Here is a 22,692-nt window from a genome sequence, read left to right on the forward strand (position 1 = left end):
CATGCGGCCGATACTCCGGCCGCATCATCTTCCAGTTCTCAGGAGTAGTGCGCTGACTGCCTCGGCCGACAATCCGCAGCCGACAATGCCCGACGGGGTCCAATTTCGCGACTCGATCGCGCGGGTAGTCGTACTCGCTTCCGGCGCGGGAACCCTGTTGACTTCGCTGATCGACGCTTCGCACGCCGAGGGATACCCGGCCGAGATCGTTGCCGTCGGTGTAGATCGTGACTGCCTCGCCGCCGAGCACGCTGCGGGCTCGAAGATCCCGTCCTTCAAGGTCTCGATCAAGACTTATGAAAATCGTGCCGCCTGGGACGAGGCGCTGACAGCAGCGGTGGCCGAGCACGAACCCGATCTCGTGGTCAGCGCAGGCTTCATGAAAATCCTCGGCCCCAGCTTTCTCGCGCGTTTCGGCGGCCGAATCATCAACACTCATCCCGCGTTGCTGCCTGCCTTTCCCGGCGCGCACGCGGTTCCCGACGCTCTGGCGTACGGCGTGAAGGTCACCGGTTCCACGGTGCATCTCGTCGACGGCGGAGTTGATACCGGGCCGATCTTGGCGCAGGAAGCTGTGCCGGTGCATGACGACGACACCGAGTCTTCGTTGCATGAACGCATCAAAATTGTGGAGCGACGGTTGTTGGCGGACGTCATCGCCGCTGTTGCTACGCGCGGAGTGGTTTCCGATGGACGAAAGGCCGTGATCCCCAGTGAGTGAACGCAAGGCTGTGCGCCGTGCACTTGTCAGCGTCTACGACAAGAGTGGTCTGATCGAGCTGGCCACGGGCCTGCACGAGGCCGGTGTCGAGTTGGTCTCGACCGGTTCGACCGCGTCGAAGATCGCCGACGCCGGAATCCCCGTGACGCCGGTCGAGGCTCTGACCGGATTCCCGGAATGCCTCGAAGGCCGCGTGAAGACGCTGCATCCGCGCGTCCATGCCGGCGTTCTCGCCGATACCCGCAAGCCGGATCACCTCGCTCAGCTCGAGGAACTCGGCATCGCGACCTTCGAATTGGTCGTCGTGAACCTGTACCCCTTCACCGAGACGGTTGCCTCGGGCGCTAGCCCGGACGAGTGCGTCGAGCAGATCGACATCGGTGGCCCGTCGATGGTGCGTGCTGCAGCCAAGAACCATCCGTCGGTTGCCGTCGTGGTCGATCCGGCTCGTTACGCCGATGTCCTGACTGCCGTTGCCGGTGGCGGATTCACCTTGCGTGAGCGCACTGTGCTTGCGGCGCAGGCGTTCCAGCACACTGCGTCGTACGACGTCGCTGTTGCAAGCTGGATGACGAGCACGATCGCAGCTGACGAGGACGGTTCGCTGTTCCCCGCCTGGGTCGGTGCTACCTGGAACCGCAGCGCTGTCCTTCGCTACGGCGAGAACCCGCACCAGGACGCCGCGCTGTACGAAAACCCGGCTGCGCCTGCAGGTTTGGCTCAGGCAGAGCAATTGCACGGCAAGGAGATGTCGTACAACAACTACACGGACTCCGACGCAGCGTGGCGCGCAGCGTACGACTTCACTGATCCGGCCGTCGCAATCATCAAGCACGCCAACCCGTGTGGCATCGCCATCGGCACCGACATTGCCGACGCCCACCGCAAGGCGCATGCATGCGATCCGGTCAGTGCATTCGGTGGTGTCATCGCAGCCAACCGTGAGGTCACCGTCGAACTGGCAGAGCAGATCGCCGATATCTTCACCGAGGTTGTCATCGCGCCCTCGTACGAAGACGGGGCCGTCGAGGTTCTGCAGCGTAAGAAGAACATTCGTGTTCTGAAGGCTGCCGCTCCGACCGCTACCGGAATCGAACTGCGTCCGATCTCTGGCGGTACCTTGCTCCAGCAGCGCGACGTTCTGGACGCTGACGGCGACAACCCGGCCAACTGGACTCTCGCCAACGGTGAGGCTGCAGATGCCGAGACTCTCACTGACCTCGAATTTGCTTGGCGCGCCAGCCGATCGGTGAAGTCAAACGCGATCCTGCTGGCCTCCGGCGGCGCGTCCGTCGGCGTCGGTATGGGCCAGGTCAACCGCGTCGATGCAGCGCATCTTGCTGTTCAGCGAGCCGGTGACCGCGTCGTAGGTTCGGTTGCGGCCTCGGACGCGTTCTTCCCGTTCCCTGACGGTCTGCAGGTTCTTCTCAACGCCGGTGTCAAGGCTGTTGTGCAGCCGGGTGGTTCGGTTCGCGACAACGAGGTGATTGCCGCGGCCAAGGAAGCCGGTGTCACTCTTTATCTGACCGGTGCGCGCCACTTCGCGCACTGATTCCCTGCCTCGGTAGCGGGCCTCGACTCCTCAACGGGAGTTCGGGGCCCGTTCTGCATTCAGGCCGGCCCGGTTCTTTCAGGCTGCGCTGCTGTGGGTGCCCTGGAGTTCGCGGGGTGAGCCGGTGATGACCACGCGTGAGGCTCCGCGACTGCGGATCTCGCTGATCAGTGCGCCGAGGGTGGCTTCGTGGGCAGCATCGGAGTGCGAAAGATCCAGGGTGACGGCGTATCCGGTGAGGTCACCGGGCAGATCGACATACGGCGGCGCGATGGACAGTTGGTTGACTCGAAGTTTCATCTGGTGCTCCTGCGTGTGAAAGGTAAAAGAAAAGGCACCCGAGGCGTTTGCCCTGGGTGCCCGAGAACGAATCCGGTGAAACTGGGGATCATTCTCGGGGTACACCGCGCTTGTTGCCCATGTGCTTGGCCGACATTGCGGCCGAAAAAATGTGCTTGCCTGCGGTGCAGCTGCGCCACGAAGGTACGGATGCAAAGTTCGGGTGTAGCGACATGACGTCCGTTCCTTTCTGTGTGGCGTTGCTGGTTAATGGATGACCGTACAGCACGGATCGAGGGTTCGCACCAATAAAAAGCGCCGCGAACGTAAACTCCGGGTGACTTCTGTCCCCGGGTTCGCTGGATTGAGAGAGCCTTTGTTGCAGGTCAGGCGTAGAAAGCAGAAGTCCCTCCGCGATGGTTCGCGGAGGGAACTTTCTACCCGAAAAAGAGGACGTTCGGTCTGTACGTCATTTGGAGAACGAGCGGACCCACGCTGTGAAGGGCTCCGAGAACTCTGCCGAGTACGGAAGCGGCGCGACGTAGTCGGCCCCGGTGGACTGTTCTTCGCCGATGTCCTTGAGTACGAAGTTGGCGTTGCGCATCCGCACTGAAGTCAGCGCGGTATGTGAGAGCGCGGCGTCGAGTGCCGCGACGTCGGAGGGAATTACTTGGATGTCCTTGTCCGAGCAGCTGGTGAGAACGGGCATGCCTGCCGGCAGCGCCGCTACGAGCGCAACCGGGTCCAGCGCGTCTTCCTCGGCGAGTGCCTTGGCATTGGCGTGAACGAGTCCCGCGTTCTGCAGCGGTTCGGGTAGATCATCCGGAACCGTGCCCTCGGATCGAAGAGACTCGACGGCGTCGGCGAGCGCGACGCGCAGTTCGTCAGCCAGTTCGACCGGCAACTGTCCGGCGCCGACGACGGCGTCGAGCTGGCGGTGAATCTGCGTCGTGAGTAGATCGAGAAGCCGGACACTCAGCGGCTCGAGCAGTGCGAGGGCGCTGACTCTTGTGCCCTCTTTCGCCGTGGCAAGTGCCAGCGCGACGACGGCGCCGTCGCTGTGTCCGACGACGAACAAGCGCTCGGGATCGACGCCGGGTTGTCCGGCGAGGTAGTCAAGTCCGTCGGAGGCGGCGTCGACGAATGTGTTGAAGCCGAGATCGGCGATGTCCTCGATCTCGTAGTCGCCGAGTGCGGTTTCGCCGCTGCCGAGCTTGTCGTAACGCAGGCTTGAAATGCCTTGATTTTCAAGAAGATCCGCGATGAACCGCAGAGTTCCGATGTCGCCTTCGAGGAGGGCGCTGTCGCCGTTGCGATCGGTGGGGCCACTGCCGGCCAGAATCAGCGCGGCCGGCGCCGGGGAGTCGGGTGAGGCTGCCAGGCGAAGACTCCCGTACAGGGTGACGTCGCCGGATTGGAACGAGATCTCGGTGTCGGACATGACGACTTGTCTACCAGGTCCGCAGGTTCAGGCGGTGCGCAGACTCCGGACACGTCGCCATCCGCGCCAGCTGAACCACAAGAGTGCGGCGAGCAGCGGAATGATCAGGAGCGGCAAGATCATCGCGATCAAGGAGGTGAAGAAAGTCAGCACATCCTCGATGACGGAGACGACGGGATTCGCCAGTCCACCGGTAGTGGCCGTACTGACCGCGCGAGTGCCGGTCTGGGCGGCGCTGAATGTCAGCGCCGTCGGCGCTCCGACGATGAGGCCCGCCAACGCGGCCATCGCGGGGTCGAGATGGCTGAAGGCCGCCCAGGCCGCGATCACTCCGGCGATGGGTCCGGTGACGTTCCCGATCACCGAGAGTGCGTTGTCCACGAAGGGAATGAGGTCGGCACCCAGTTCGACCACCGCGGCTATTGCCAATGCCACCAGCGCGCCGGTGGATCCGATCCACCGCATCGACTCGCCGACGGTGATCCCGAACAGTTCGAAGTGGACGGCAGCGCTGAGCATCAGCAGCGGCAGGAAGGTTCGCATTCCGGACGCTGCGGCGAGTCCGAGACCGAGCATGGCGGGCAACACCCAGGTATCCATGGGTGGAGTTTAGGTCTACTGTGCGCCTTTATTAACCGCCGGCGGTTAATAAAGGCGCACAGCAAAGTCTCGGAAAGGACCTTTCATGGCGACAAACCCGCAGCCGATGTTCTTCCTCAACCTGCCCGTCAAGGACCTCGGCAAGGCCACCACCTTCTACGAGGGCCTCGGATACTCCAAGAACACGCAGTTCTCCGACGAGAATGCGTCGTCGATGGTCATCAGTGACACCATCGTCGTGATGCTGTTGGCCGAGCCCTTCTTCAAGACCTTCACCACCAAGGGCATTGCCGACACCTCGACGTCGACGGAAGCGCTGCTCGGTCTCTCGGCCGAGACCCGTGAGGCCGTCGACACCCTCGTCGACAAGGCGCTCGCGACCGGCGGTTCCGAAGGTAACGCGACGCAGGATCACGGTTTCATGTACAGCCGCAGCTTCCAGGATCCCGACGGCCACATCTGGGAAATCATCTGGATGAATCCCGAGAACATCGAGGGCTGAGCGACCGAACTTCCTCGGCGAGAGGCGAAACCCCGCAAACACTCGTAGCGTGGAGTGGTGACTGTCGCAAAAACCCTCGGAGAGCTACGCGCCTCCGGACACGTACAGCGAAGTGTCAAGGAAGAACTACGAGAGAACCTTCTCGCCGCGTTGCGGGACGGCCGTGACCCCTGGCCCGGGATAGTCGGGTTCGAGGACACGGTCGCCCCGCAACTCGAGCGGGCGCTGATCGCCGGCCACGACGTGGTTCTGCTCGGCGAACGCGGTCAAGGAAAGACGAGGTTGCTTCGCACTCTCGGGCTCCTGCTCGACGAGTGGACCCCCGTCATCGAAGGCTCGGAACTGGGGGAGCACCCGTACGAGCCGATCACACCGGCTTCGATACGTCGAGCCAAGGAACTGGGTGACGACCTCCCGATCGCCTGGCGACACCGCAGCGAGCGGTACTCCGAGAAACTGGCAACGCCGGACACCTCGGTCGCCGACCTGATCGGAGATGTCGACCCGGTCAAGGTGGCCGAGGGTAGGAGCCTCGGCGATCCGGAGACCATTCACTTCGGTCTCGTGCCCCGCGCGCATCGCGGAATCGTGGCGATCAACGAGCTTCCCGACCTCGCCGAGCGCATCCAGGTCTCGTTGCTCAACGTGATGGAAGAGCGGGACATCCAGGTCCGCGGGTACACGCTTCGGCTTCCGTTGGACGTCCTTCTGGTCGCGAGCGCAAATCCTGAGGACTACACCAACCGCGGGCGCATCATCACACCACTCAAAGACCGCTTCGGCGCCGAAATTCGCACTCACTACCCCGTCGAGTTGGCGGGTGAGATCGCGGTGATCGAGCAGGAGGCGCACCTGGCCGCGGAGGTGCCTGACTACCTTCTCGAAATTCTTGCCAGGTTCACGCGCTTGCTACGCGAATCCACCTCGGTGGATCAGCGATCGGGTGTGTCGGCACGATTTGCCGTCGCCGGCGCGGAAACCGTCAGTGCAGCGGCGGTACGACGCGCGGCGGTGCTCGGCGAGGCCGATCCTGTTGCACGGCCCGTCGATCTCGAGTCCGTGGTCGAGGTTCTTCGCGGCAAGGTCGAATTCGAATCCGGTGAAGAGGGACGGGAACTGGAGGTGCTCGAGCACCTGCTGCGTCGCGCGACCGCCGATACGGTTCGGGTACGACTCGGCGGAATCGACCTCGGGATGTTGGTTGCTGCTGTGGAGACGGGCAATACGATCGTCACCGGTGAATCTGTCACGGCCAAGGCGTTTCTCGACGAGCTTCCGGACCTCGAGGTCCTGGACGAAGTAGCCGAACGCCTCGGCGCGCGATCCGACGGCGAGCGTGCCGCCGGTGCCGAACTTGCCCTCGAAGGGCTTTACCTCGCGCGCCGGATCTCCAAAGATCAAGGCCCGGGCGGCCGCTCGGTGTATTCGTAAGGGGCAGTGATGATCCACAATCCGCGGTACGGGCCGTACGACGGTGGTCCCGATCCGCTGGCGCCTCCGGTAGATCTGCGCGATGCCTTGGCAGCAATCGGCGACGACGTGTTGTCAGGCACGTCGCCGCGCCATGCCCTCCGGGAACTCCTGCGCCGCGGAAACCGAGACATGCGCGGGCTCGACGACCTTGCTGCCCAGGCGAACCGGCGTCGACGTGAGCTGCTACGCCGCAACAATCTCGACGGAACGCTCGACGAGGTTCGTAAGCTTCTCGACAAGGCGGTGCTCGAAGAGCGCAAAGAACTGGCACGTGCTCTCGACGACGACGCACGATTCAACGAAATGCGGATCGAGGAGTTGCCACCGTCCACAGCTCAGGCCGTGCAAGATCTGGCCGACTACAACTGGCGCAGCGAACAGGCTCGCGCGGATTACGAGAAGATTCGTGATCTGCTCGGACGTGAGGTCCTCGATCAACGCTTCTCGGGAATGAAGCAGGCACTCGAGGGCGCTACCGACGAGGATCGTGAGCAGATTCGCCAGATGCTGGCAGATCTGAATCAACTGCTCGATGCGCACTCTCGGGGCGTCGACACTCCTGAGCAGTTTGCGGAGTTCATGGACAAGCACGGGCAGTATTTCCCGGACAACCCGCGCAACGTCGACGAACTTCTGGATTCGTTGGCGCAGCGCGCGGCGGCCGCACAACGATTGCGTAACTCGCTCTCGCAGGAGCAGCGTGACGAGTTGGATGCGTTGGCGCAGCAGGCGTTCGGCGATCCGAGCCTGATGAGTGAGCTGAGTCAACTCGACCAGTTCCTTCAGGCGGCTCGGCCGGGTGAGGACTGGGAAGGTTCGCAACAGTTCCGCGGCGACAACGGAATGGGGTTGGGTGAGGGGACCGGTGCCCTGCAGGACATCGCCGAGCTGGAATCGCTGGCAGATCAACTGTCGCAGCAGTATGCCGGCGCAACGCTCGACGACATCGACCCCGAGCTACTTGCGCGGCAACTCGGCGACGAAGCCGCCGCTGATGCTCGCACCCTGGCCGATCTCGAAAAGGCTTTGCAGGAACAGGGTTTCTTCGATCGCGCACCAGACGGTCAATGGCGCTTGTCTCCCAAAGCCATGCGACAGCTCGGACAGACCGCTCTGCGTGACGTCGCCGGGCAACTGTCGTCGCGAACCGGTCAACGCGATACGCGTCGGGCAGGTGCGATGGGCGAACCGACCGGAGCTTCCCGCGAATGGGAGTTCGGGGACACCGAACCCTGGGACGTCACGAGAACCATCACCAACGCCGTCCTACGTGACCCGGGCCGAATGCCGGTGCGGCTGAGCGTCGTCGATGTCGAGGTGGCCGAAACCGAGCAGCGTAGTCAGGCTGCGGTGGCTCTGTTGGTGGACACGTCGTTCTCGATGGTGATGGAGGATCGCTGGGTGCCGATGAAGCGCACCGCTCTGGCACTCAATCATCTGGTGAGCACGCGGTTTCGCAGCGACGAGCTGCAGTTGATCGCCTTCGGACGCCACGCGCACGTACTGAGCCCGTCGGAGCTCGCCGGTTTGGACGGCGCGTGGGACCAGGGAACCAACCTGCACCACGCACTGTTGTTGGCGGCCAGACACCTTCGACGCCATTCCAATGCGCAGCCGGTGGTATTGATCGTCACGGACGGTGAGCCGACGGCTCATCTCGAAGCGGACGGAGAAGCCAGGTTCGACTACCCGCCGAGTGCGCGAACCCTCGGTTTGACGGTTCGAGCACTCGACGCCGTGGCCAGGCTGGGCGCCAAGGTCACGTTCTTCCGCCTCGGTGAGGATCCAGGTCTGGCCAGGGTGGTCGACCGGATGGCGCACCGGGTGGGTGGACGCGTCATCACACCGGACCTGGACGGCCTCGGCGCAGCCGTCGTGAGTGACTACATGCGAGGTCGCCGTTAATTCTGCCGCCGTCAGTCTTGTTCAGCGGGCTGGTGCTGGGTGATGCAGTGGATGCCGCCGCCACGTTCGAACAACGGTCTGGCGTCGACGGTGACGACAGTGCGTCCGGGGTAAGCGGCTGCCAGGATCCGGGCCGCTTCGGCGTCGGCCGGGTCGTCGAAGCTGCAGGCGATCACTCCACGATTGACCACGAGGTGGTTGATGTAGCTGTAGTCGACGAATCCCTCGTCGTCGCGCAGGATTTCGGGAGCGGGTACCCGAATGATCTTCCACGGCCGGCCGCCGACGTCCGTCGAGCTTTCGAACAACTCGATGATCGTCTTGCTGACGGCGTAGTCGGGGTGCACCGGATTGCGTTGGTCATGGACGAGTACCACTCCGGGGGAAGAGATGGCAGCGACGATGTCGACGTGTCCGCGCGTTCCGTAGGTCTCCTGATCGCGAGTCAACCCGCGGGGAAGCCAGATCACGTGCTTGGCGCCGATGGTGCGGGCGAGTTCGGCCTCGATGTCGGCCTTCGTCAGGTCGGGATTGCGCCCCGGATCGAGTTGGACGGTTTCGGTGACCAAGACGGTGCCGAGACCGTCGACCTGAATACCGCCGCCCTCGTTGACGATTGGTGAGTCGATCAACTGGGCACCGCATTGTTCGACGACAAATGCGCCGATCTTCGAGTCCTTGTCCCACTGCGCCCACCCCTGTGCGCCCCAGCCGTTGAACACCCAGTCGACTCCGCCGAGACGGCCTTCGTCGGACAGGACGAACGTCGGCCCGATGTCGCGCATCCACGCGTCGTTGAGAGGTGCCTCGACGATGTCGACCTTCTCGGACAGATACTTTCGTGCTTCTTCGACTTCGGCGGGATCGACGACGACGGTGACCGGCTCGAATTCGGCGACGGCGTGGGCGACGGCCGCCCACGTCGAGCGCGCTTCGTGCTGTTCCTCGGCGGTGTCGCCGAGGGAGTATCCGGCGCTGGGGTACGCCATCCAAGTGCGTTCGTGCGGTTCACTTTCCGCGGGCATTCGCCAGGTCATCGGTTGGCTCCCACAGTGTTCACCGGTGCGGTCAGAGCCGAGTAGGTGTCGGGTCGGCGAGTGGCCAGGAACGGGAACAGTGCAAGCCAGTCTTCACGTTGCCGAAGATCGAGATCGGCGACCAGCACTGCTGATTCGTCGCGGGGAGCCTGAACGAGGATGCGTCCGTACGGATCCGAGATGAAGGAAGAACCGTAGAAGGTGATGAGACCTTCACTGCCGTGGCGATTGGGAACAACCATGAAGGTGCCGTTGGCGATACCGTTTCCGACGATCACCTGCTGCCACAGCGGTTGGGTGTCGAAGTTCGGGTGATCGGGCTCGGAGCCGATCGCCGTCGGGTAGACCAGAACCTGGGCGCCGGCGAGGGAGTATGCACGTGCGACCTCCGGGAACCACTCGTCCCAGCATGTCGGGAGGCCGAACTTCGCGCCGAGTGCTTCGTGGACGGGGTATGCGTCCTGCGCCGGACCGCCGCGGAAGTACGTGTCCTCGTAGTATCCGGCCGTCACCGGAATGTGGAGCTTGCGGGTTCTGGCGAGAAGCTCTTCGGGCGAGACGAGGATCGCGGTGTTGAATCCCAGTCCGTCCTCGGCCTCACTGCGCTCGTACAGCGATGCGTGGACGAGGACCTGGTTCTCGGCGGCGGCTTTGGCGGCGAAGGCGAGAGTGGGTCCGGTGAGCAGGTCTTCCGCTTCGCGTCCGGGATTGTCGCCGGCCGGGGTGGAGGCGGGGTAGCGGCTGAGCGTCAGCTCCGGAAGAAAGACCACGGAAGCGCCCAGCTTCGCTGCGGACGCAATGCCCTCGCTCAATTCGGTGTAGAGGTCGTCTTGGTCCTCGTGCCAGCGATGTTGCACGAGACCTACACGCAGAGGTGTGGACGTGGACGGCGTAGTCGCGGCCAGAGACTCGGGTGGGGTGAGGGCGGTGATCGTCAGCATGGGGTTTCCTCGGTGCTCGGGTATTCGACGTTCAACGTAAAACGAATGTGATTCGTTAAGTATGGTGGGTGAGCGCTGATTGATCAAGGACTTTCGAGGAATTGTTTTTTGCGGCGCCCCGAACGGTGTGGATCACTACAGGAGGACATATGCCGCGGCCATCGCAACGACTGCTCTCACCGGCGATCATCACCGAGGCAGCGATCGAGTCAGTGGACGAATCCGGCGACTTCACCATGCCGGGACTCGCCGCACGACTGAAGGTGCGACCGTCGTCGCTCTACAACCACGTTTCCGGACGGGCCGAGATCGTCGAACTGATGAGGGCTCAGCTGATGGCGGGAATCGACGTGGAGTCGGCCTCGGGATCCTGGAGCGAGACCGTCTCTGCGCTGGCAGCCGAGTACCGGCGAAGCTACGCAGCACATCCTCGCCTGATTCCGCTCTTCACCGCCCAGACGGTGCAGGCCGGTGTGGCGTTCACCCTGTACAACGCGCTAGCGCAGGCATTCGCCGATGGTGGCTTCGACCCGGCTCAAACGCTGCACGCAATCACAACCGTCGACAGTTTTGTTCTAGGTTCGGCGTTGGATCTGGCGGCGCCAGATGTCCAGTGGGCGTCGGGGCCCGAGGCTAACGACGCGATGAAGGCGGCGTTGGCAACATCCGGGAAAAATCCCGAACGTGCCGACGCCGCCTTCGAATTCGGCTTGCGTGTATTGATGGCGGGCCTGATCGCGCAGGCCCCCGAACCTACTGTCTCCTAGGACACGCTGAGGTCGTTCTCGTCGCGCAGAGCCTCCGTGTCGCGGTTGAGGGTCTTGCCCTCGAAGAACTCGGGATTGCGCACTCGCATGACCATCATCAGTACCGCGCCGAGGATGAGGATTCCGAAGCCGAGGAAGAAGACCAGGCCGATGCCGCCGATGGATGCTCCGCTGGCGTTGTCCGGATTCATACTCTCCTGGACCGAAATGACGAACACCGCAAGCAGCATGAGACCACCGATGAGTGGGAACGCGAGCCGGAAGACGAAGTTTCGTACGCTTTCGAAGAGCGTCTTGCGGAAGTACCACACGCACGCGAATGCCGTGATGCCGTAGTACCAGCAGATCATGATGCCGAGGGCGGCGATCGTGTCGAGCAGCGCACTTTCGGAGAGGAACGTGACGACGCTGTAGAACACTGCTGTCACCGCGCCGGCCACGACGGTGGCGTACGACGGCACCAGGAATCGAGGCGAAACCTCGGCGAGCTTCTTGGGGAAAGCTCCGTATGCGCCCATGGCGAGCATGGTTCGTGCCGCGGGCAGGAACGTGGTCTGCAGGCTCGCAACGGAAGAGACGAAGACTGCGAGGAAGAGGAGCATTCCGCCCCAGTTGCCCAGGACCGGGTCGGCCAGAGCGCCGAAGACGTTCTCGGAGTTGTCGGGATTGCCGAGGCCGAGGCCTTCCTCACCGACGCCGGCGTACATCATCGCGGCAACGGCGACCAGCAGGTAGGTCAGGAGAATGGTTGCGACACAGAGCAAACCGGCGCGGCCCGGGGTCTTCTTGGGGTTCTTCGACTCCTCGCCCAGCGTGAGACAGGTATCCCAGCCCCAGAACGCGAAGATCGATCCGGTGAGTCCGATGACAAACGCACCGATGGCGAGTCCGCTGAACGGGTTGAACCAACTCAGGTCGAAGGACAATCCGGCCGGGGCATCGCCGGCGCCAACGTGAACCAGTGCAACGACGGCGAAGACGACCAGCAGCACCATCTGGAAGCCGACGAGTGCGAACTGCACGCGCTCGCTGGTAGTGATTCCTCTACTCGCTATCCATGTGGCCAGGGCGATGAAGACGAGTGTGGTGCCGACATTGACAAATTTGTTGCCCGGCAGATCGGCGATCGACGGATTGTCGACCACTCGCGCGATGAACAGATAGAAGAAGTCGACGGCAATGGCAGCAAGGTTCGAGAGCACGATGATGGTGGCGATCACCATGCCCCAGCCGCACATCCAACCGACGTACGGCCCGAATGCCTTGGTGGACCAAGTGAATGACGCGCCGCAGTCAGGTGTGTCGGAGTTCAGCTCGCGGTACGCGTACGCGGTGAGGAACATCGGGATGAAGCCGGCGATGAAGATGGCGGGCATCTTGAGGCCGACCGCGGCGACGATCAATCCGATGCTGGCGGTCAGGGTGTAACCCGGTGCCACGGAGGAGATTCCGAGTACGGCGCCGGAGATCATGCCGATCTTGCCGGTGGCGAGGCCTTTGGAACTCAGTTCGGTGCTGGTCATGACAGTGCCTCCGGCTGGGTGAATTCGTGCTTGGGCACTACGACCATGGGAACGGGCAGCACGCGCAGCATCTTGGCGGCGGTGGAGCCCAGGAAGAGTTTTCGGGGCTGCGCGAGACGGCTGGAACCGACCATCACGAGGTCGCCGTCCTGCCAGTCCAGTTGACGCACTGCCGATTCCACTGTTGAACCGTCGGCGATGATGACCTCGATGGGGAACTCGGCGGGGAGCGCCGCTCTTGCGATGTCAAGCGTGTCCTGAGCGTGATTTCGTGCACGTTCCCTGGCGGACTCGGCGGTGTCGCGGTGATCGCGCAGATCGTTCTGGGGGTCGAGTGCTACGAGCGAGACCAGTCTCAGCGGAACCTGCATCAGTTCGCTGGTACGTACGGCGGTGTTCAAGACGACGTCGGCGCCGACGCGGGTACCGAGCGCGCAGGTGACCTCTCGTATTGCGGTAGCCGACGAGTGCCGCGTTCCGCGAGGAGCCAGTGCTACCGGGACGTGGGCGGAGTGCAGCAGTTCGGTCGAGACCGAACCTATCGCGTGACGGCCGAGCAGACCGTCGCCGGAAGCTCCCACCACGATCGCCAGCGCGCTCAGTCGGTCAACCTCGTCGAGCAGGCCCTGAGCAAACGACTCGTGGAAGCTCAGGTGTACTTCCACCTGGATGTCCTCGGGCACCGATGCTTTCGCCTCGGCGAGCCAGTCGTGTGCACGTGCGGCGAGAATGTCGTCGTAGCCGGCTTCCGAGGGAACCTTGGCCGGCAGTGTCCGATCCGGTGGGAGGACCATGCAGATGTCGAGTTGCGCGCCGAGACTGCGCGCGAGCTGGGCCCCGAGGACCAACCCGTCTTTACCGCTGGGTGTGGCGAGGTATCCGACGATAAGGCGCATGGTGGCTCTTTTCCGGATTGGAGGAATCTGCTGTGCGCCTTTATTAACCGCGGGGGGTTAATAAAGGCGCACAGCAGGAGGGGCGGCAACTCAGTCGTGCGAACTCATGACGTGCTTGAGACGGGTGTAGTCCTCGACTCCGTATGCCGAGAGATCTTTGCCGTAGCCGGAGTACTTGAAGCCGCCGTGCGGCATCTCGGCAACGAGCGGGATGTGGCAGTTGATCCACACCGCACCGAAGTCGAGAGCGGCGGAGACGCGTTGCGTGACACCGTGATCCTTGGTCCAGATGCTCGAGGCCAGGCCGAACCGAACGTCGTTGGCAAGCGTGATCGCCTCCTTCTCGTCGGAGAAGCTCTGGACGGTGAGGATGGGACCGAAAGTCTCTTCCTGTACGATGTCGTCCGATTGCGCGACGCCGGTGATGACGGTCGGCTCGAAGAAGAATCCGGTTTCGCCCGAACGCTTTCCGCCGGTAACGATCTTGGCCGACGCCGGCAGGTTCGCGATCTTGTCGCTCACGGCGTTGAAGTGGTTGATGTTGTTGAGCGGGCCGTAGAAGGCATCAGGATTGGAAGGCGCGCCGGGGCGCAGCTTCTCGGCGTTCCGGACGAGGGCTTCGACGAGCTGATCGTGGATGGACTCGTGAACGATCACGCGAGTGGCCGCGGTGCAATCCTGGCCACCGTTGAAGAACGCTGCCTCGGCAATACCGGTGGCGGTCTTCTCGATGTCGACGTCGCCGAAGACGATCGCCGGCGCTTTGCCGCCCAGTTCGAGGTGCGCGCGCTTGAGTTGCTGCGCTGCGGACACGGCGACAGCGATGCCCGCCCGCACCGAACCGGTGATCGAGACGAGACCGAGGGCCGGGTTCTCCACCAACGTCGCGCCGGTTCCGCCGTTGCCGAGCACGACGTTGAACACGCCGTCCGGCAGGATGCCCTTCGAGAGCTTCGCCAGGACCAGCGTGCTGCCCGGTGTGGTGTCGCTGGGCTTGAGGACGATCGTGTTGCCGGCTGCGAGGGCGGGCCCGATCTTCCACAGCGCCATCATGAACGGGTAGTTCCACGGAGTGACCTGACCGACGACGCCGATCGGCTCACGACGGACGTAGGAGGTGAAACCCTCCATGTACTCTCCGGCCGCCTTGCCCTCGAGAAGTCGTGCGGCTCCGGCGAAGAACCGCATCTGATCGGCTCCGACCTTGACCTCTTCGTCGGCGATCATCTGGTGGGCCTGGCCGGTGTTGGCGCTTTCGGCTGCGACGATTTCGTCGCTGTGCGCTTCGATGGCGTCGGCGAGTTTGAGGAGTGCGGCCTGCCGCACGCTTGGTGTCGTCTTACCCCAGGTCTCGAATGCGCGCTGTGCTGCTTCGACGGCGGCGTCGACGTCTTCCTTGGTGGAGACCGGCGTACGCCCGACCACACTCTCGTCCACGGGGTTGATCAGGTCGAGTGTTTCCGTCGCGGCCGAGGCGACGAATTCACCGTTGATGTAGTTCTCGAGTACGACGATCGACATCGGTACCGGTTCCTCTCGAGGTCGAACGAGTTCCGGCCGAGGTGATCAGCACGGAACTCGCACTTTGTGGGGCGTGTGTGAGCAAGTGTGCGCTGACTCACAAGTAAAGGCAGCTGCCAAAAAGGTGAAATCTTTGATCCCCGACGCGCCGAGTTGTACAGTCCTGCCCATGACGATCGCTGTGCGGTGGATGTTGGCGCAGCCGGATCTCGCGCTGGAACTCAAAGGTGGGGCGCAGGGTGTCGGTCGCGAAATCACATTTGCGCACGCCACGGAGTTGCTCGACCCGTTTCGATGGTTGACCGGCGGCGAATTCATCCTCACCACCGGCATCCGATTGCCGTCCACTCAGCAAAAGCGCGGCCGCTATCTCCGGATGCTCGATGCGGCGGGTGTGGCGGCGGTGGGATTCGGAACCGGGCTGTCGTACCCCGAGGTCCCGGCCGATCTGGTGGCCGTCGCCGACGAGATCGGACTCCCGCTGATCGAGGTGCCGCTGCCGACGCCGTTTGCTGCCGTCGTCAAGCGTGTGATGAGCCGGTTGGCAGAGCAGGAATATGAAGCTGTCCTCCGGGCGTCGCGGGCGCAACCGCGGATGACGCGTGCCGTCATTTCCGGCGGAACTGCCGCAACCGTGCGTGAACTGGCGATCGCAACCTCGGCGACGGTGCTTCTTCTCGACGTCGCCGGACGAGTTCTCGAGAGCTCACCTCAACTGCCGACGGACGACGTGATCGACGAACTGCGAGCAACTCTCGGGGGCGGCGCATCCAGCAGCGTGACGCTTGCAAGGTCTGGAGCGTCGATCGCGGTGCAGCAGATCAGCGTCGGGCGAACGCCGTACGGATACCTGGCGGTGATCAGTGCTTCGGCGCTCAGCTACGTCGATCAGATACTGCTCGGTCACGCGAACTCGTTGCTGGCGTTGGACTTCGAGAAACCTGCGCGCCTGCGCGCCACTCAGGATCAGTTGAATTCGCATGCCCTCGGGCTGCTGCTCACCGAAGACCGCGACCCGGCACCGGCGTGGCAACAGATCCGGCAGGCCGCCGACGGCGAGGGAATGATCCGAGGGTTGACAGTTCTTGCCGACACGTCCGACGTAGCGGGACGCGTCGGAGTCGAGATTGCCGAGTTCATGAACAAGGCAGGGCGGCAGTTGTTCTCGCGAATCAACGACACTCGCGTCACAGTGCTGCTGCGTGGAACCGACGACGTCCAGTTCGCCCGAGAGCTACTGGGTGGGGTATCGAGGTCGGATCTTCGCGCGCTTCGAGTCGGCTTGAGCGCGCGACGGGTGGTCGCTGCGCTGGCGGTCGCCGTCGAACAGTCCCAGCTGTGTGCGTCTGCGGCGGAAATCGGTGGCGAGCCTTTGGAATTCGCGGCGCTGACCGGAAGTGTGCTGCTGTCTTTCGATTCGACGCGTGAAGTACTCAACACGCTGGCGGAAACGATGATCACACCGATCGAGGACTACGACCGTGACAACGGCACCGAACTGCTGGCGTCGCTGCGGGCATTCCTCGAGGCCAACGGGCACTGGGAAGCGGCAGCCATCACGATGGGCGTCCACCGGCACACGCTGCGAAGCCGAATGGCGAAGGTGGAGAGCTTGATCGACTGTCGACTCGAGGTAGCGAGAGTTCGTGCGGAACTGCTGCTCTCGATCATTGCCCGGCAGTCGTGACTGCCGGGCAATGATCGAGACTTGGCAAAGCGGCCGTCAGGCCTTGCTGCGGGCGATGATGTCGGCGGCGGTTCGCTGCCCCATCCGGACAGCACCGTCGACGTGCTGGTACCCCTCGGCCGCGATGTCGGAGCACGAGAAGTGGATCGGGCCGACGGGTGTGCGGGAATCCGCGCCGTATCGGTGCAGCCCACCGAGGTCGAAGCTGGCCGCGTACGCACCGCGGGTCCATTCCTCCGAGCCCCAGTCGGATTCGTAGTACACAACCGGTTCTTCGGCCTTCGGGCCCAGATAGCGGGCAAGTGAGGCCAGAATCGTGGCCTTACGCTCCTCGACGGAAAGCTCGAACATCGCGTCGGCCTTCTCGTCGGAGACGAAAGCGACCAGTGTGCCGCGATCGTCCTCGTGGTTGGTGTTGTCGTACACCTCCTGTACTACCTCGGACGCGCCGAAGCCGGTGCCGGAGAGGCCGTCTTCGCGCCAGAAAGGCGTCTCGTACACCGCGTGCACCTTGATGACGAGGCCGAGGGACTGGTGCTGGTGCATCTGGTGCTGACGACGCGGCAGCGGGGGATCGTACGAGATCCGGGAGTAGAGGTTGGGCGGTACGGCCAGGATCACTCGGCTTGCCTCGACGCGAACATCGCCGTCCGCCAACACCGTTGCACCGGACTCGTTCCACTTCACCGTTCGCACGGGTGCGTTGAGGAAGACGTCGTCACCGAGGGCCTCCGCCATGCGGATCGATACCTGCTGCATTCCGCCGATCACTCGCTTGTCGAGGATGAAGTCCTCGTCGACGAGGTGGGAGAACGAGCCTGCGGAAGCGGCCATGAGTACGGCCTGCAGGGCAGAGAACGAGTGGGCGGGCTTGGTGAGCATGCCACCGGCGATGAAGAGGCCGATGTTGTCACGTGCCTCGGCGTCGTCGGACTGATTGATCAGCCACTGCTTGAAGGAGACTGTGTCGAGATCGCGGGCGAGGGGATGTGCCCACGGTTCCTCGGCGCCGATCTGTGCTGCGAGATCGTCCATCTCGTCGATGAGACGGTCCATCTCCTTCTTCGTGGTGTCGTTCGTGGGGAAGGAATCACCGGTGTACTGCGTCCGCTCACCTGCCGACGAGATGTAGACGGACTCGCCCTCACGGTAGCGCTCGAAAGTTTTCAGGCCGAGTTCGTCGAGCAAGGAGATCAGCGCGGTCTGGTCGGGGGAGACCCACTGGCCGCCGATTTCCAGAACTGCTCCGTCGATGGTGTCGGTCCACGTGCGGCCGCCGACGCGGTCGCGCGCTTCGATCACAGCGACGGTCAAACCGGCCTTGCGCAGCGCGGTTGCAGCTGCCAGGCCAGAGGGGCCGGCGCCGACGATTGCAACGTCTCTCTGGAGAGTAGGCACTTGCGAGCTCCTTCATGTTGAGCACCGCTCGAGTCGAAAGCTGCCGACGAGCGAGTGCACGGGTGTCGGTTTTCAGTCTGTCCCGAGGAGACGCACACCACACCTGACGAAACGGAGTGTTCGATCGGTGATCTTGTGCCGTTTAGGCGCGGCTAGCCGTTGATGACGTGGCGATCGCCGAGCGGTCGGCTCAGCGGAACGTCCAGGCTGCCGAACACGGCAACCAAGATGCACATCTTGTCCGCGGCCTCCGGCAATGCTCCGGTTCGGAGCGTGACGATCACCGTCGTATCAGTCTCTTCGACGGTTGCGTACGCGCCGTAGCACTCCGGAGTGCCGGTCACGAAGTGGACTGCCACCGTGTGATCGTCGACCTCGGACCACGATTCGAACATGGTGGCCGTCGCACCCACGATGTCGGTGCGGCTGTCGAACTCCGTGCCCATCTCGCTGTCGTCGACCTCGTCGGGAACGGGGGTTCCGAGCGACCAGTCGGCGGGACTTGCTTCGTTGGCCGCCATCGGATTCGGCGCAGCAACCGGCCCCGTTGTCTGGGCCCCGACGGAGCATCCGGCCACAGCAAGGCAGGCCAGAACGGCGAGGGTTAGTACACGCATGAATCCACCGTAACCCTGCTCAAGCGAGTAGCGCCGTGACCAGCGCAATCGCCGGTATCGACGCCAAAGTGGTGACAAAGGCGCTGTCTCGGGCGAGGACCATTCCGCGCCGATATCGGCTTGCATAGATGAAGACGTTCTGTGCCGTCGGCAACGTCGAGACGACCACGATGGCGAACAACTGATGGCCGTCGATGCCGAGGAGGAAGTGCGCCATCAGGTAAGCCAGCACCGGTTGGACGACGATCTTGAGGGTCGACGCAAGCGCGACGTCGCGGCGCGGACTGGAGCCCTTCTCGAGCACCCGTACGCCGTACAACGAGAGCCCGAATGCCAACAGTGCGCCGGGGACCGAAGTGGCGCCGATCAATTCGAAAGGCTGCATCAGCGGTCTCGGCGGTACCCAACCGATCAACGCCACGATCAACCCCGCAGCGCCCGCGAGCACGATCGGATTCTTGAACGGAGCGGTGACAGTGTCGATCAGTGACAGTTTTTCGGCTTCGCCCCGCAATGCCGTGAGATCGAGGATCGTCAAGGCGATCGGGGAGTACACGACGATCTGGAAGAGCAGGAGCGGCGCGACGAACGTGGCATCGCCGAGCACGAACACCGCGATCGGGATCCCGAGGTTGGCCGAATTCACGTACGACGCCGACAGCGCGCCGATAGTCAGTTCGGGCAGCGGCCGGTTGAGCCAGATCTTTGCAACGACGACGTACAGAGCGCCGACGGCAAAGGCAGTAGCCGACGCAACCGCAAGCGTCGGCGAGAAGATCACCGACAGATCGGACGACGCGAGGGTGGTGAACAGTAGGGCAGGCGTCGCGACGAAGAAGACGAGTCGACCGAGAACGAACTGTCCTTGGCTACCGAGGGTACCGAGACGGCCGAGCAGATACCCGACCGCGATGACAACAAAAATGACGGTGAAACCCGCAACAACTCCCGACACGCTGCGGGCACCTCTCGACTGGAATGAATAACTTCGGGAAATCTTAGTCCGGGCAACAAAAAGGCCGCGCAGCCGATTGACTGCGCGACCTCTTCGGTACTTCTACGTGTGACTACCGTGCGGCGGTGAAGGGAAGCAACGCCATTTCGCGTGCGTTCTTCACTGCAACGGCGACCTGACGCTGCTGCTGCGGGGTCAGGCCCGTGACGCGACGGCTGCGGATCTTGCCGCGGTCCGAGATGAACGTGCGAAGCAAGTTGATGTCCTTGTAATCGACATGCGTGATCTTCGCTGCGAACAACGGGTTCTTCTTGGGCTTACGACCCTCTACGGGGCGTGGCTTCTTCGACGGTGAACGCTTGACTGCCATCCGACTTCCTTACCAGCTCGACTTGTGTACGCCAGGCAGTTCCCCACGGTGCGCCATTTCTCGCACGCGAATCCGGGAGAGCCCGAACTTCCGCAGGTGGCCGCGCGGACGTCCATCCGCAGCGTCTCGATTGCGCAATCGTACCGGACTGGCGTCGCGTGGTAGACGTTGCAGGGTCGCTTGGGCCTTCGCGCGCTCCTCGGGTGAGCTTTTCGGGGAGCGGATTGCCTCCTTGAGCGCCGATCGCTGCTCCGCGTATCGCTCGACGATGACCCGTCGCTGGTTGTTCTTGGCGATCTTGGACTTCTTGGCCATGCCTACTTCTCTTCTCGGAAATCGACGTGCTTGCGCACCACGGGGTCGTACTTCTTCAGTACGAGTCGATCGGGGTCGTTGCGACGGTTCTTGCGGGTCACGTACGTGTACCCGGTGCCCGCCGTGGACTTGAGTTTCACGATCGGGCGGATCTCGTTGCGTGCCATCTGCTCAGACCTTCTCGCCGCGCGCGCGGATCCGGGCGACGACGGATTCGATGCCGTCGCGGTCGATCGTCTTGATGCCCTTGGTCGAGAGGGTGAGCGTGATGCGACGACCCTCGCTGGGCAATACGTATGTCTTGCGCTGGATGTTCGGGTTCCAGCGACGATTCGAACGCTTGTGGGAGTGCGAGACGGATTTTCCGAACCCCGGCACACGTCCGGTCACTTGGCAGTGAGCCGACATGGGTGTTCCTTTCAACTTGCAGATGACAATCGTTTTCGACAATGCGGTGAGATCAATGTAGCGTTCAACCTCGGTAATGACAATCATTCCCAGAAAGGTCCGCTGTGAACACGATCCTGGACGGCAGGACTCCGCTGGTCCTGGTCGCCGGCATGAGCGAATCCACTCCACACACCGCACGAGCGTTGCTGCGAACCGGAACTGTTCTGGTTCACCACGACCTGAGCCACGTCCGTGAAGGGGTGGTCCGGCGGACGGTCACCTCGATGACCGGGGGCACCGGGTCTGCCGGCACCGTGTCCGAACGCGAGACGATCCTCGAGCTCGCGCACGGCTGCGTCTCCTGCACCCTGCGCGAAGACTTGCTGCCGCTGCTGCGTCGCCTTCACTCGCACAGTTCGGTCCAGCGGATCGTCTTGCTGCTTGACCGCCAACTCGAACCCGAAGCGCTGTGCTGGGCGATCGAGCATGTCGTCGTGACGGGCGTCGTCGGCCAAGTGGACGGACCGGCGCAGCGTGACGTCCGCGTCGACGCCGTCGTGACGTGCATCGACGCCCAGACCTGGCTTGCCGACGCCACCGGCGACGAAGCTCTCGACGACGACCGCACCCTGGCTCAGGTCATCGTCGGGCAGGTCGACTTCGCCGACGCTCTCGTACTGCGCGGGTCCGATGGACTCGACGGCTGGCAGCGGTCCCGCTTGAACGCGGTTCTCGCGCGCATTGCTCCGCGGGTACCCGTCTTCGATGAGGGAGACGACATCGAGGCACTGCTCCTCGAGGTGCCTGCGGATGCGCGACGCGGTGAGCTGGCCGACGCTCACTCACCGCTGTTGCGTCGTCAGCCGCCGCTCGACGACGACGGCGGCGTGATGCTCGTCGAGTTCACTGCGAACCGGCCGTTCCACCCCGGGCGTCTGCACGAGGCGATCGACGTCCTGCTCGAAGGTGTCGTGTACTCCCGCGGGCGCGTCTGGGTGGCGACGCAACCGGGCGAAGCGCTCTGGCTCGAATCGGCGGGCGGTGGCCTGCGAGTTGCCAGCGCGGACACCTGGCTGGCCGCGATGACGCCGCAGCAACGCGAGCGCGTTCCAGCCGAGCGCCGTGCGCTCGCGGCCCTGAAATGGGACGAGCGTTTCGGCGACCGTGACACCTCGATGGTCGTTCTGACGTGCGGTGCGAACCCGCTCGAGATCGACCGAACACTGCAGCACGCCCTGGTCACCGACGAGGAGTTGGCCGACGAAGCGTCGTGGACCACCTGGGAAGACCCGTTCGGAGAGTTCCACGAAGACCCGTGCGACGAATCCGAATCACCTTATGCCGAAACCGAATCAACGCGAGAGGGAAACGAATGAAGAAGCAGATGCACCCCGACTACCACCCCGTGGTGTTCCAGGACGCCAGCACCGGCAAGAGCTTCCTGACCCGGTCGACCGTGACGAGTGAGCGCACCGTCGAATGGGAAGACGGCGGCACATACCCGCTGTTGGTCGTCGACGTCACGAGCGACTCGCACCCGTTCTGGACCGGAGCACAACGAGTGATGGACACCGCCGGACGCGTCGAGAAGTTCGAGCGTCGCTACGGAAAGCGCAAGGCACTCTGATGGCCGTTCCCAAGCGGAAGATGTCGCGTTCCAACACACGCAGTCGCCGTGCCCAGTGGAAGGCGACGGCGCCCGATCTGGTCGAGGTCACGGCCTTCGGCCAGACCCACCGGGTTCCTCGGCGACTGGTCAAAGCAGTTCGACTCGGGGTGATCGACCCGAGCCGCATCTGACC

Annotated in this window: 25 protein-coding genes; 10 read left to right on the forward strand and 15 right to left on the reverse strand. The window is 63.4% G+C overall.

Features of this window, described 5'->3' with window-relative positions; genetic code table 11:
• The first annotated feature begins 1 nt into the window (after position 1).
• Positions 2-721, forward strand: a complete 720-nt coding sequence (purN, locus tag QM596_RS07615) for a phosphoribosylglycinamide formyltransferase (protein ID WP_082148465.1) — start codon at positions 2-4, stop codon at positions 719-721.
• Complete coding sequence (purH, locus tag QM596_RS07620) at positions 714-2,273, forward strand: bifunctional phosphoribosylaminoimidazolecarboxamide formyltransferase/IMP cyclohydrolase (RefSeq protein ID WP_283308547.1); 1,560 nt, start codon at positions 714-716, stop codon at positions 2,271-2,273. Before purN ends, purH begins: the two co-directional genes overlap by 8 nt.
• 78 nt (positions 2,274-2,351) lie before the next feature.
• Here purH and QM596_RS07625 read toward each other — a convergent pair whose 3' ends face one another.
• From QM596_RS07625 to QM596_RS07635, 3 genes are all read right to left on the reverse strand, one after another.
• Positions 2,352-2,573 carry a hypothetical protein gene (locus tag QM596_RS07625; RefSeq protein ID WP_003946391.1) on the reverse strand — a complete coding sequence of 74 codons (222 nt, stop codon included), beginning with the start codon at positions 2,571-2,573 and terminating at the stop codon, positions 2,352-2,354.
• A gap of 448 nt (positions 2,574-3,021) precedes the next feature.
• Complete coding sequence (locus tag QM596_RS07630) at positions 3,022-3,993, reverse strand: alpha/beta hydrolase family protein (protein ID WP_084325275.1); 972 nt, start codon at positions 3,991-3,993, stop codon at positions 3,022-3,024.
• 27 nt (positions 3,994-4,020) lie between these two features.
• Positions 4,021-4,593, reverse strand: a complete 573-nt coding sequence (locus QM596_RS07635) for a DUF4126 domain-containing protein (RefSeq protein ID WP_283308549.1) — start codon at positions 4,591-4,593, stop codon at positions 4,021-4,023.
• 85 nt (positions 4,594-4,678) lie between these two features.
• On the opposite strand from QM596_RS07635, the gene QM596_RS07640 reads away from it, so the two are divergent.
• The 3 genes from QM596_RS07640 to QM596_RS07650 are packed head-to-tail and all read left to right on the forward strand — an operon-like array spanning position 4,679 to position 8,473.
• A complete protein-coding gene (locus tag QM596_RS07640; protein WP_019744746.1) occupies positions 4,679-5,095 on the forward strand; it encodes a VOC family protein in 417 nt (138 codons plus the stop codon).
• Between the two features lie 54 nt (positions 5,096-5,149).
• Positions 5,150-6,526 (forward strand): ATP-binding protein, encoded by a 1,377-nt coding sequence (locus QM596_RS07645; RefSeq protein ID WP_205906596.1) that lies wholly within the window; start codon positions 5,150-5,152, stop codon positions 6,524-6,526.
• 9 nt (positions 6,527-6,535) lie between these two features.
• Positions 6,536-8,473 (forward strand): vWA domain-containing protein, encoded by a 1,938-nt coding sequence (locus QM596_RS07650; RefSeq protein ID WP_283308552.1) that lies wholly within the window; start codon positions 6,536-6,538, stop codon positions 8,471-8,473.
• A gap of 11 nt (positions 8,474-8,484) precedes the next feature.
• Here QM596_RS07650 and QM596_RS07655 read toward each other — a convergent pair whose 3' ends face one another.
• Together QM596_RS07655 and QM596_RS07660 are read right to left on the reverse strand one after the other, a co-directional pair.
• Positions 8,485-9,510 (reverse strand): agmatine deiminase family protein, encoded by a 1,026-nt coding sequence (locus QM596_RS07655; RefSeq protein ID WP_097387066.1) that lies wholly within the window; start codon positions 9,508-9,510, stop codon positions 8,485-8,487.
• Complete coding sequence (locus tag QM596_RS07660) at positions 9,507-10,451, reverse strand: nitrilase-related carbon-nitrogen hydrolase (protein ID WP_205906593.1); 945 nt, start codon at positions 10,449-10,451, stop codon at positions 9,507-9,509. The genes QM596_RS07655 and QM596_RS07660 overlap by 4 nt, the downstream gene beginning before the upstream one ends.
• Positions 10,452-10,600: 149 nt before the next feature.
• Between QM596_RS07660 and QM596_RS07665 the strand changes: the two genes are divergently transcribed.
• Positions 10,601-11,218: a TetR/AcrR family transcriptional regulator C-terminal domain-containing protein gene (locus tag QM596_RS07665; protein WP_019744741.1), complete on the forward strand. Its 618-nt coding sequence runs from the start codon at positions 10,601-10,603 to the stop codon at positions 11,216-11,218.
• On the opposite strand, the gene QM596_RS07670 is transcribed toward QM596_RS07665, so the two are convergent.
• The 3 genes from QM596_RS07670 to QM596_RS07680 form a co-directional block, all read right to left on the reverse strand.
• Positions 11,215-12,741: an APC family permease gene (locus QM596_RS07670; RefSeq protein WP_007727566.1), complete on the reverse strand. Its 1,527-nt coding sequence runs from the start codon at positions 12,739-12,741 to the stop codon at positions 11,215-11,217. The two genes, QM596_RS07665 and QM596_RS07670, sit on opposite strands and share 4 nt — an antisense overlap.
• The gene (locus QM596_RS07675; protein WP_019744740.1) at positions 12,738-13,637 is read right to left on the reverse strand and encodes a universal stress protein; all 900 of its coding nucleotides are present in this window, start codon (positions 13,635-13,637) and stop codon (positions 12,738-12,740) included. Before QM596_RS07675 ends, QM596_RS07670 begins: the two co-directional genes overlap by 4 nt.
• A 90-nt stretch (positions 13,638-13,727) precedes the next feature.
• A complete protein-coding gene (locus QM596_RS07680) occupies positions 13,728-15,158 on the reverse strand; it encodes a gamma-aminobutyraldehyde dehydrogenase (protein ID WP_283308558.1) in 1,431 nt (476 codons plus the stop codon).
• A gap of 169 nt (positions 15,159-15,327) precedes the next feature.
• Between QM596_RS07680 and QM596_RS07685 the strand changes: the two genes are divergently transcribed.
• On the forward strand, positions 15,328-16,845 hold the full coding sequence (locus QM596_RS07685) for a PucR family transcriptional regulator (protein ID WP_084325280.1): 1,518 nt from the start codon (positions 15,328-15,330) through the stop codon (positions 16,843-16,845).
• A gap of 36 nt (positions 16,846-16,881) precedes the next feature.
• On the opposite strand, the gene QM596_RS07690 is transcribed toward QM596_RS07685, so the two are convergent.
• The 7 genes from QM596_RS07690 to rpmB form a co-directional block, all read right to left on the reverse strand.
• Positions 16,882-18,243, reverse strand: a complete 1,362-nt coding sequence (locus QM596_RS07690) for a flavin monoamine oxidase family protein (protein WP_007727552.1) — start codon at positions 18,241-18,243, stop codon at positions 16,882-16,884.
• Positions 18,244-18,395: 152 nt separating this feature from the next.
• Positions 18,396-18,860, reverse strand: coding sequence for a hypothetical protein (locus QM596_RS07695; protein WP_007727550.1), 465 nt, complete (start codon positions 18,858-18,860; stop codon positions 18,396-18,398).
• 19 nt (positions 18,861-18,879) lie between these two features.
• Positions 18,880-19,815 carry an AEC family transporter gene (locus QM596_RS07700; protein ID WP_019744736.1) on the reverse strand — a complete coding sequence of 312 codons (936 nt, stop codon included), beginning with the start codon at positions 19,813-19,815 and terminating at the stop codon, positions 18,880-18,882.
• A 112-nt stretch (positions 19,816-19,927) separates the two neighbouring features.
• Positions 19,928-20,185 carry a 30S ribosomal protein S18 gene (gene rpsR, locus QM596_RS07705; RefSeq protein WP_003946414.1) on the reverse strand — a complete coding sequence of 86 codons (258 nt, stop codon included), beginning with the start codon at positions 20,183-20,185 and terminating at the stop codon, positions 19,928-19,930.
• Between the two features lie 9 nt (positions 20,186-20,194).
• Positions 20,195-20,500 (reverse strand): 30S ribosomal protein S14, encoded by a 306-nt coding sequence (rpsN, locus tag QM596_RS07710; protein WP_019744735.1) that lies wholly within the window; start codon positions 20,498-20,500, stop codon positions 20,195-20,197.
• Between the two features lie 2 nt (positions 20,501-20,502).
• Positions 20,503-20,667: a 50S ribosomal protein L33 gene (gene rpmG / locus QM596_RS07715; RefSeq protein ID WP_019744734.1), complete on the reverse strand. Its 165-nt coding sequence runs from the start codon at positions 20,665-20,667 to the stop codon at positions 20,503-20,505.
• 4 nt (positions 20,668-20,671) lie between these two features.
• Complete coding sequence (gene rpmB, locus QM596_RS07720; RefSeq protein ID WP_020908631.1) at positions 20,672-20,908, reverse strand: 50S ribosomal protein L28; 237 nt, start codon at positions 20,906-20,908, stop codon at positions 20,672-20,674.
• Between the two features lie 104 nt (positions 20,909-21,012).
• On the opposite strand from rpmB, the gene mrf reads away from it, so the two are divergent.
• The 3 genes from mrf to rpmF are packed head-to-tail and all read left to right on the forward strand — an operon-like array spanning position 21,013 to position 22,690.
• Positions 21,013-22,266, forward strand: coding sequence for a ribosome hibernation factor-recruiting GTPase MRF (gene mrf, locus QM596_RS07725; RefSeq protein ID WP_081329014.1), 1,254 nt, complete (start codon positions 21,013-21,015; stop codon positions 22,264-22,266).
• Entirely contained in the window at positions 22,263-22,517 is a 255-nt protein-coding gene (locus QM596_RS07730) for a type B 50S ribosomal protein L31 (RefSeq protein WP_003946367.1), read from the forward strand. The genes mrf and QM596_RS07730 overlap by 4 nt, the downstream gene beginning before the upstream one ends.
• Positions 22,517-22,690, forward strand: a complete 174-nt coding sequence (rpmF, locus tag QM596_RS07735) for a 50S ribosomal protein L32 (RefSeq protein ID WP_007727540.1) — start codon at positions 22,517-22,519, stop codon at positions 22,688-22,690. Before QM596_RS07730 ends, rpmF begins: the two co-directional genes overlap by 1 nt.
• Positions 22,691-22,692: the final 2 nt, after the last annotated feature.

Origin of the sequence: Rhodococcus sp. IEGM 1406, from assembly GCF_030056745.1 — a bacterium.
Lineage (GTDB): Bacteria > Actinomycetota > Actinomycetes > Mycobacteriales > Mycobacteriaceae > Rhodococcus_F > Rhodococcus_F erythropolis.

What these genes read in the sequence shown, in the direction of transcription:
- purN (WP_082148465.1), top strand. Translation starts at nt 2, where the DNA reads ATGCGGCCGATACTCCGGCCGCATCATCTTCCAGTTCTCAGGAGTAGT.
- QM596_RS07625 (WP_003946391.1), bottom strand. Translation starts at nt 2,573, where the DNA reads ATGAAACTTCGAGTCAACCAACTGTCCATCGCGCCGCCGTATGTCGAT.
- QM596_RS07630 (WP_084325275.1), bottom strand. Translation starts at nt 3,993, where the DNA reads ATGTCCGACACCGAGATCTCGTTCCAATCCGGCGACGTCACCCTGTAC.
- QM596_RS07635 (WP_283308549.1), bottom strand. Translation starts at nt 4,593, where the DNA reads ATGGATACCTGGGTGTTGCCCGCCATGCTCGGTCTCGGACTCGCCGCA.
- QM596_RS07640 (WP_019744746.1), top strand. Translation starts at nt 4,679, where the DNA reads ATGGCGACAAACCCGCAGCCGATGTTCTTCCTCAACCTGCCCGTCAAG.
- QM596_RS07650 (WP_283308552.1), top strand. Translation starts at nt 6,536, where the DNA reads ATGATCCACAATCCGCGGTACGGGCCGTACGACGGTGGTCCCGATCCG.
- QM596_RS07655 (WP_097387066.1), bottom strand. Translation starts at nt 9,510, where the DNA reads ATGACCTGGCGAATGCCCGCGGAAAGTGAACCGCACGAACGCACTTGG.
- QM596_RS07660 (WP_205906593.1), bottom strand. Translation starts at nt 10,451, where the DNA reads ATGCTGACGATCACCGCCCTCACCCCACCCGAGTCTCTGGCCGCGACT.
- QM596_RS07665 (WP_019744741.1), top strand. Translation starts at nt 10,601, where the DNA reads ATGCCGCGGCCATCGCAACGACTGCTCTCACCGGCGATCATCACCGAG.
- QM596_RS07670 (WP_007727566.1), bottom strand. Translation starts at nt 12,741, where the DNA reads ATGACCAGCACCGAACTGAGTTCCAAAGGCCTCGCCACCGGCAAGATC.
- QM596_RS07675 (WP_019744740.1), bottom strand. Translation starts at nt 13,637, where the DNA reads ATGCGCCTTATCGTCGGATACCTCGCCACACCCAGCGGTAAAGACGGG.
- QM596_RS07680 (WP_283308558.1), bottom strand. Translation starts at nt 15,158, where the DNA reads ATGTCGATCGTCGTACTCGAGAACTACATCAACGGTGAATTCGTCGCC.
- QM596_RS07685 (WP_084325280.1), top strand. Translation starts at nt 15,328, where the DNA reads ATGACGATCGCTGTGCGGTGGATGTTGGCGCAGCCGGATCTCGCGCTG.
- QM596_RS07695 (WP_007727550.1), bottom strand. Translation starts at nt 18,860, where the DNA reads ATGCGTGTACTAACCCTCGCCGTTCTGGCCTGCCTTGCTGTGGCCGGA.
- rpsR (WP_003946414.1), bottom strand. Translation starts at nt 20,185, where the DNA reads ATGGCAGTCAAGCGTTCACCGTCGAAGAAGCCACGCCCCGTAGAGGGT.
- rpsN (WP_019744735.1), bottom strand. Translation starts at nt 20,500, where the DNA reads ATGGCCAAGAAGTCCAAGATCGCCAAGAACAACCAGCGACGGGTCATC.
- rpmG (WP_019744734.1), bottom strand. Translation starts at nt 20,667, where the DNA reads ATGGCACGCAACGAGATCCGCCCGATCGTGAAACTCAAGTCCACGGCG.
- rpmB (WP_020908631.1), bottom strand. Translation starts at nt 20,908, where the DNA reads ATGTCGGCTCACTGCCAAGTGACCGGACGTGTGCCGGGGTTCGGAAAA.
- QM596_RS07730 (WP_003946367.1), top strand. Translation starts at nt 22,263, where the DNA reads ATGAAGAAGCAGATGCACCCCGACTACCACCCCGTGGTGTTCCAGGAC.
- rpmF (WP_007727540.1), top strand. Translation starts at nt 22,517, where the DNA reads ATGGCCGTTCCCAAGCGGAAGATGTCGCGTTCCAACACACGCAGTCGC.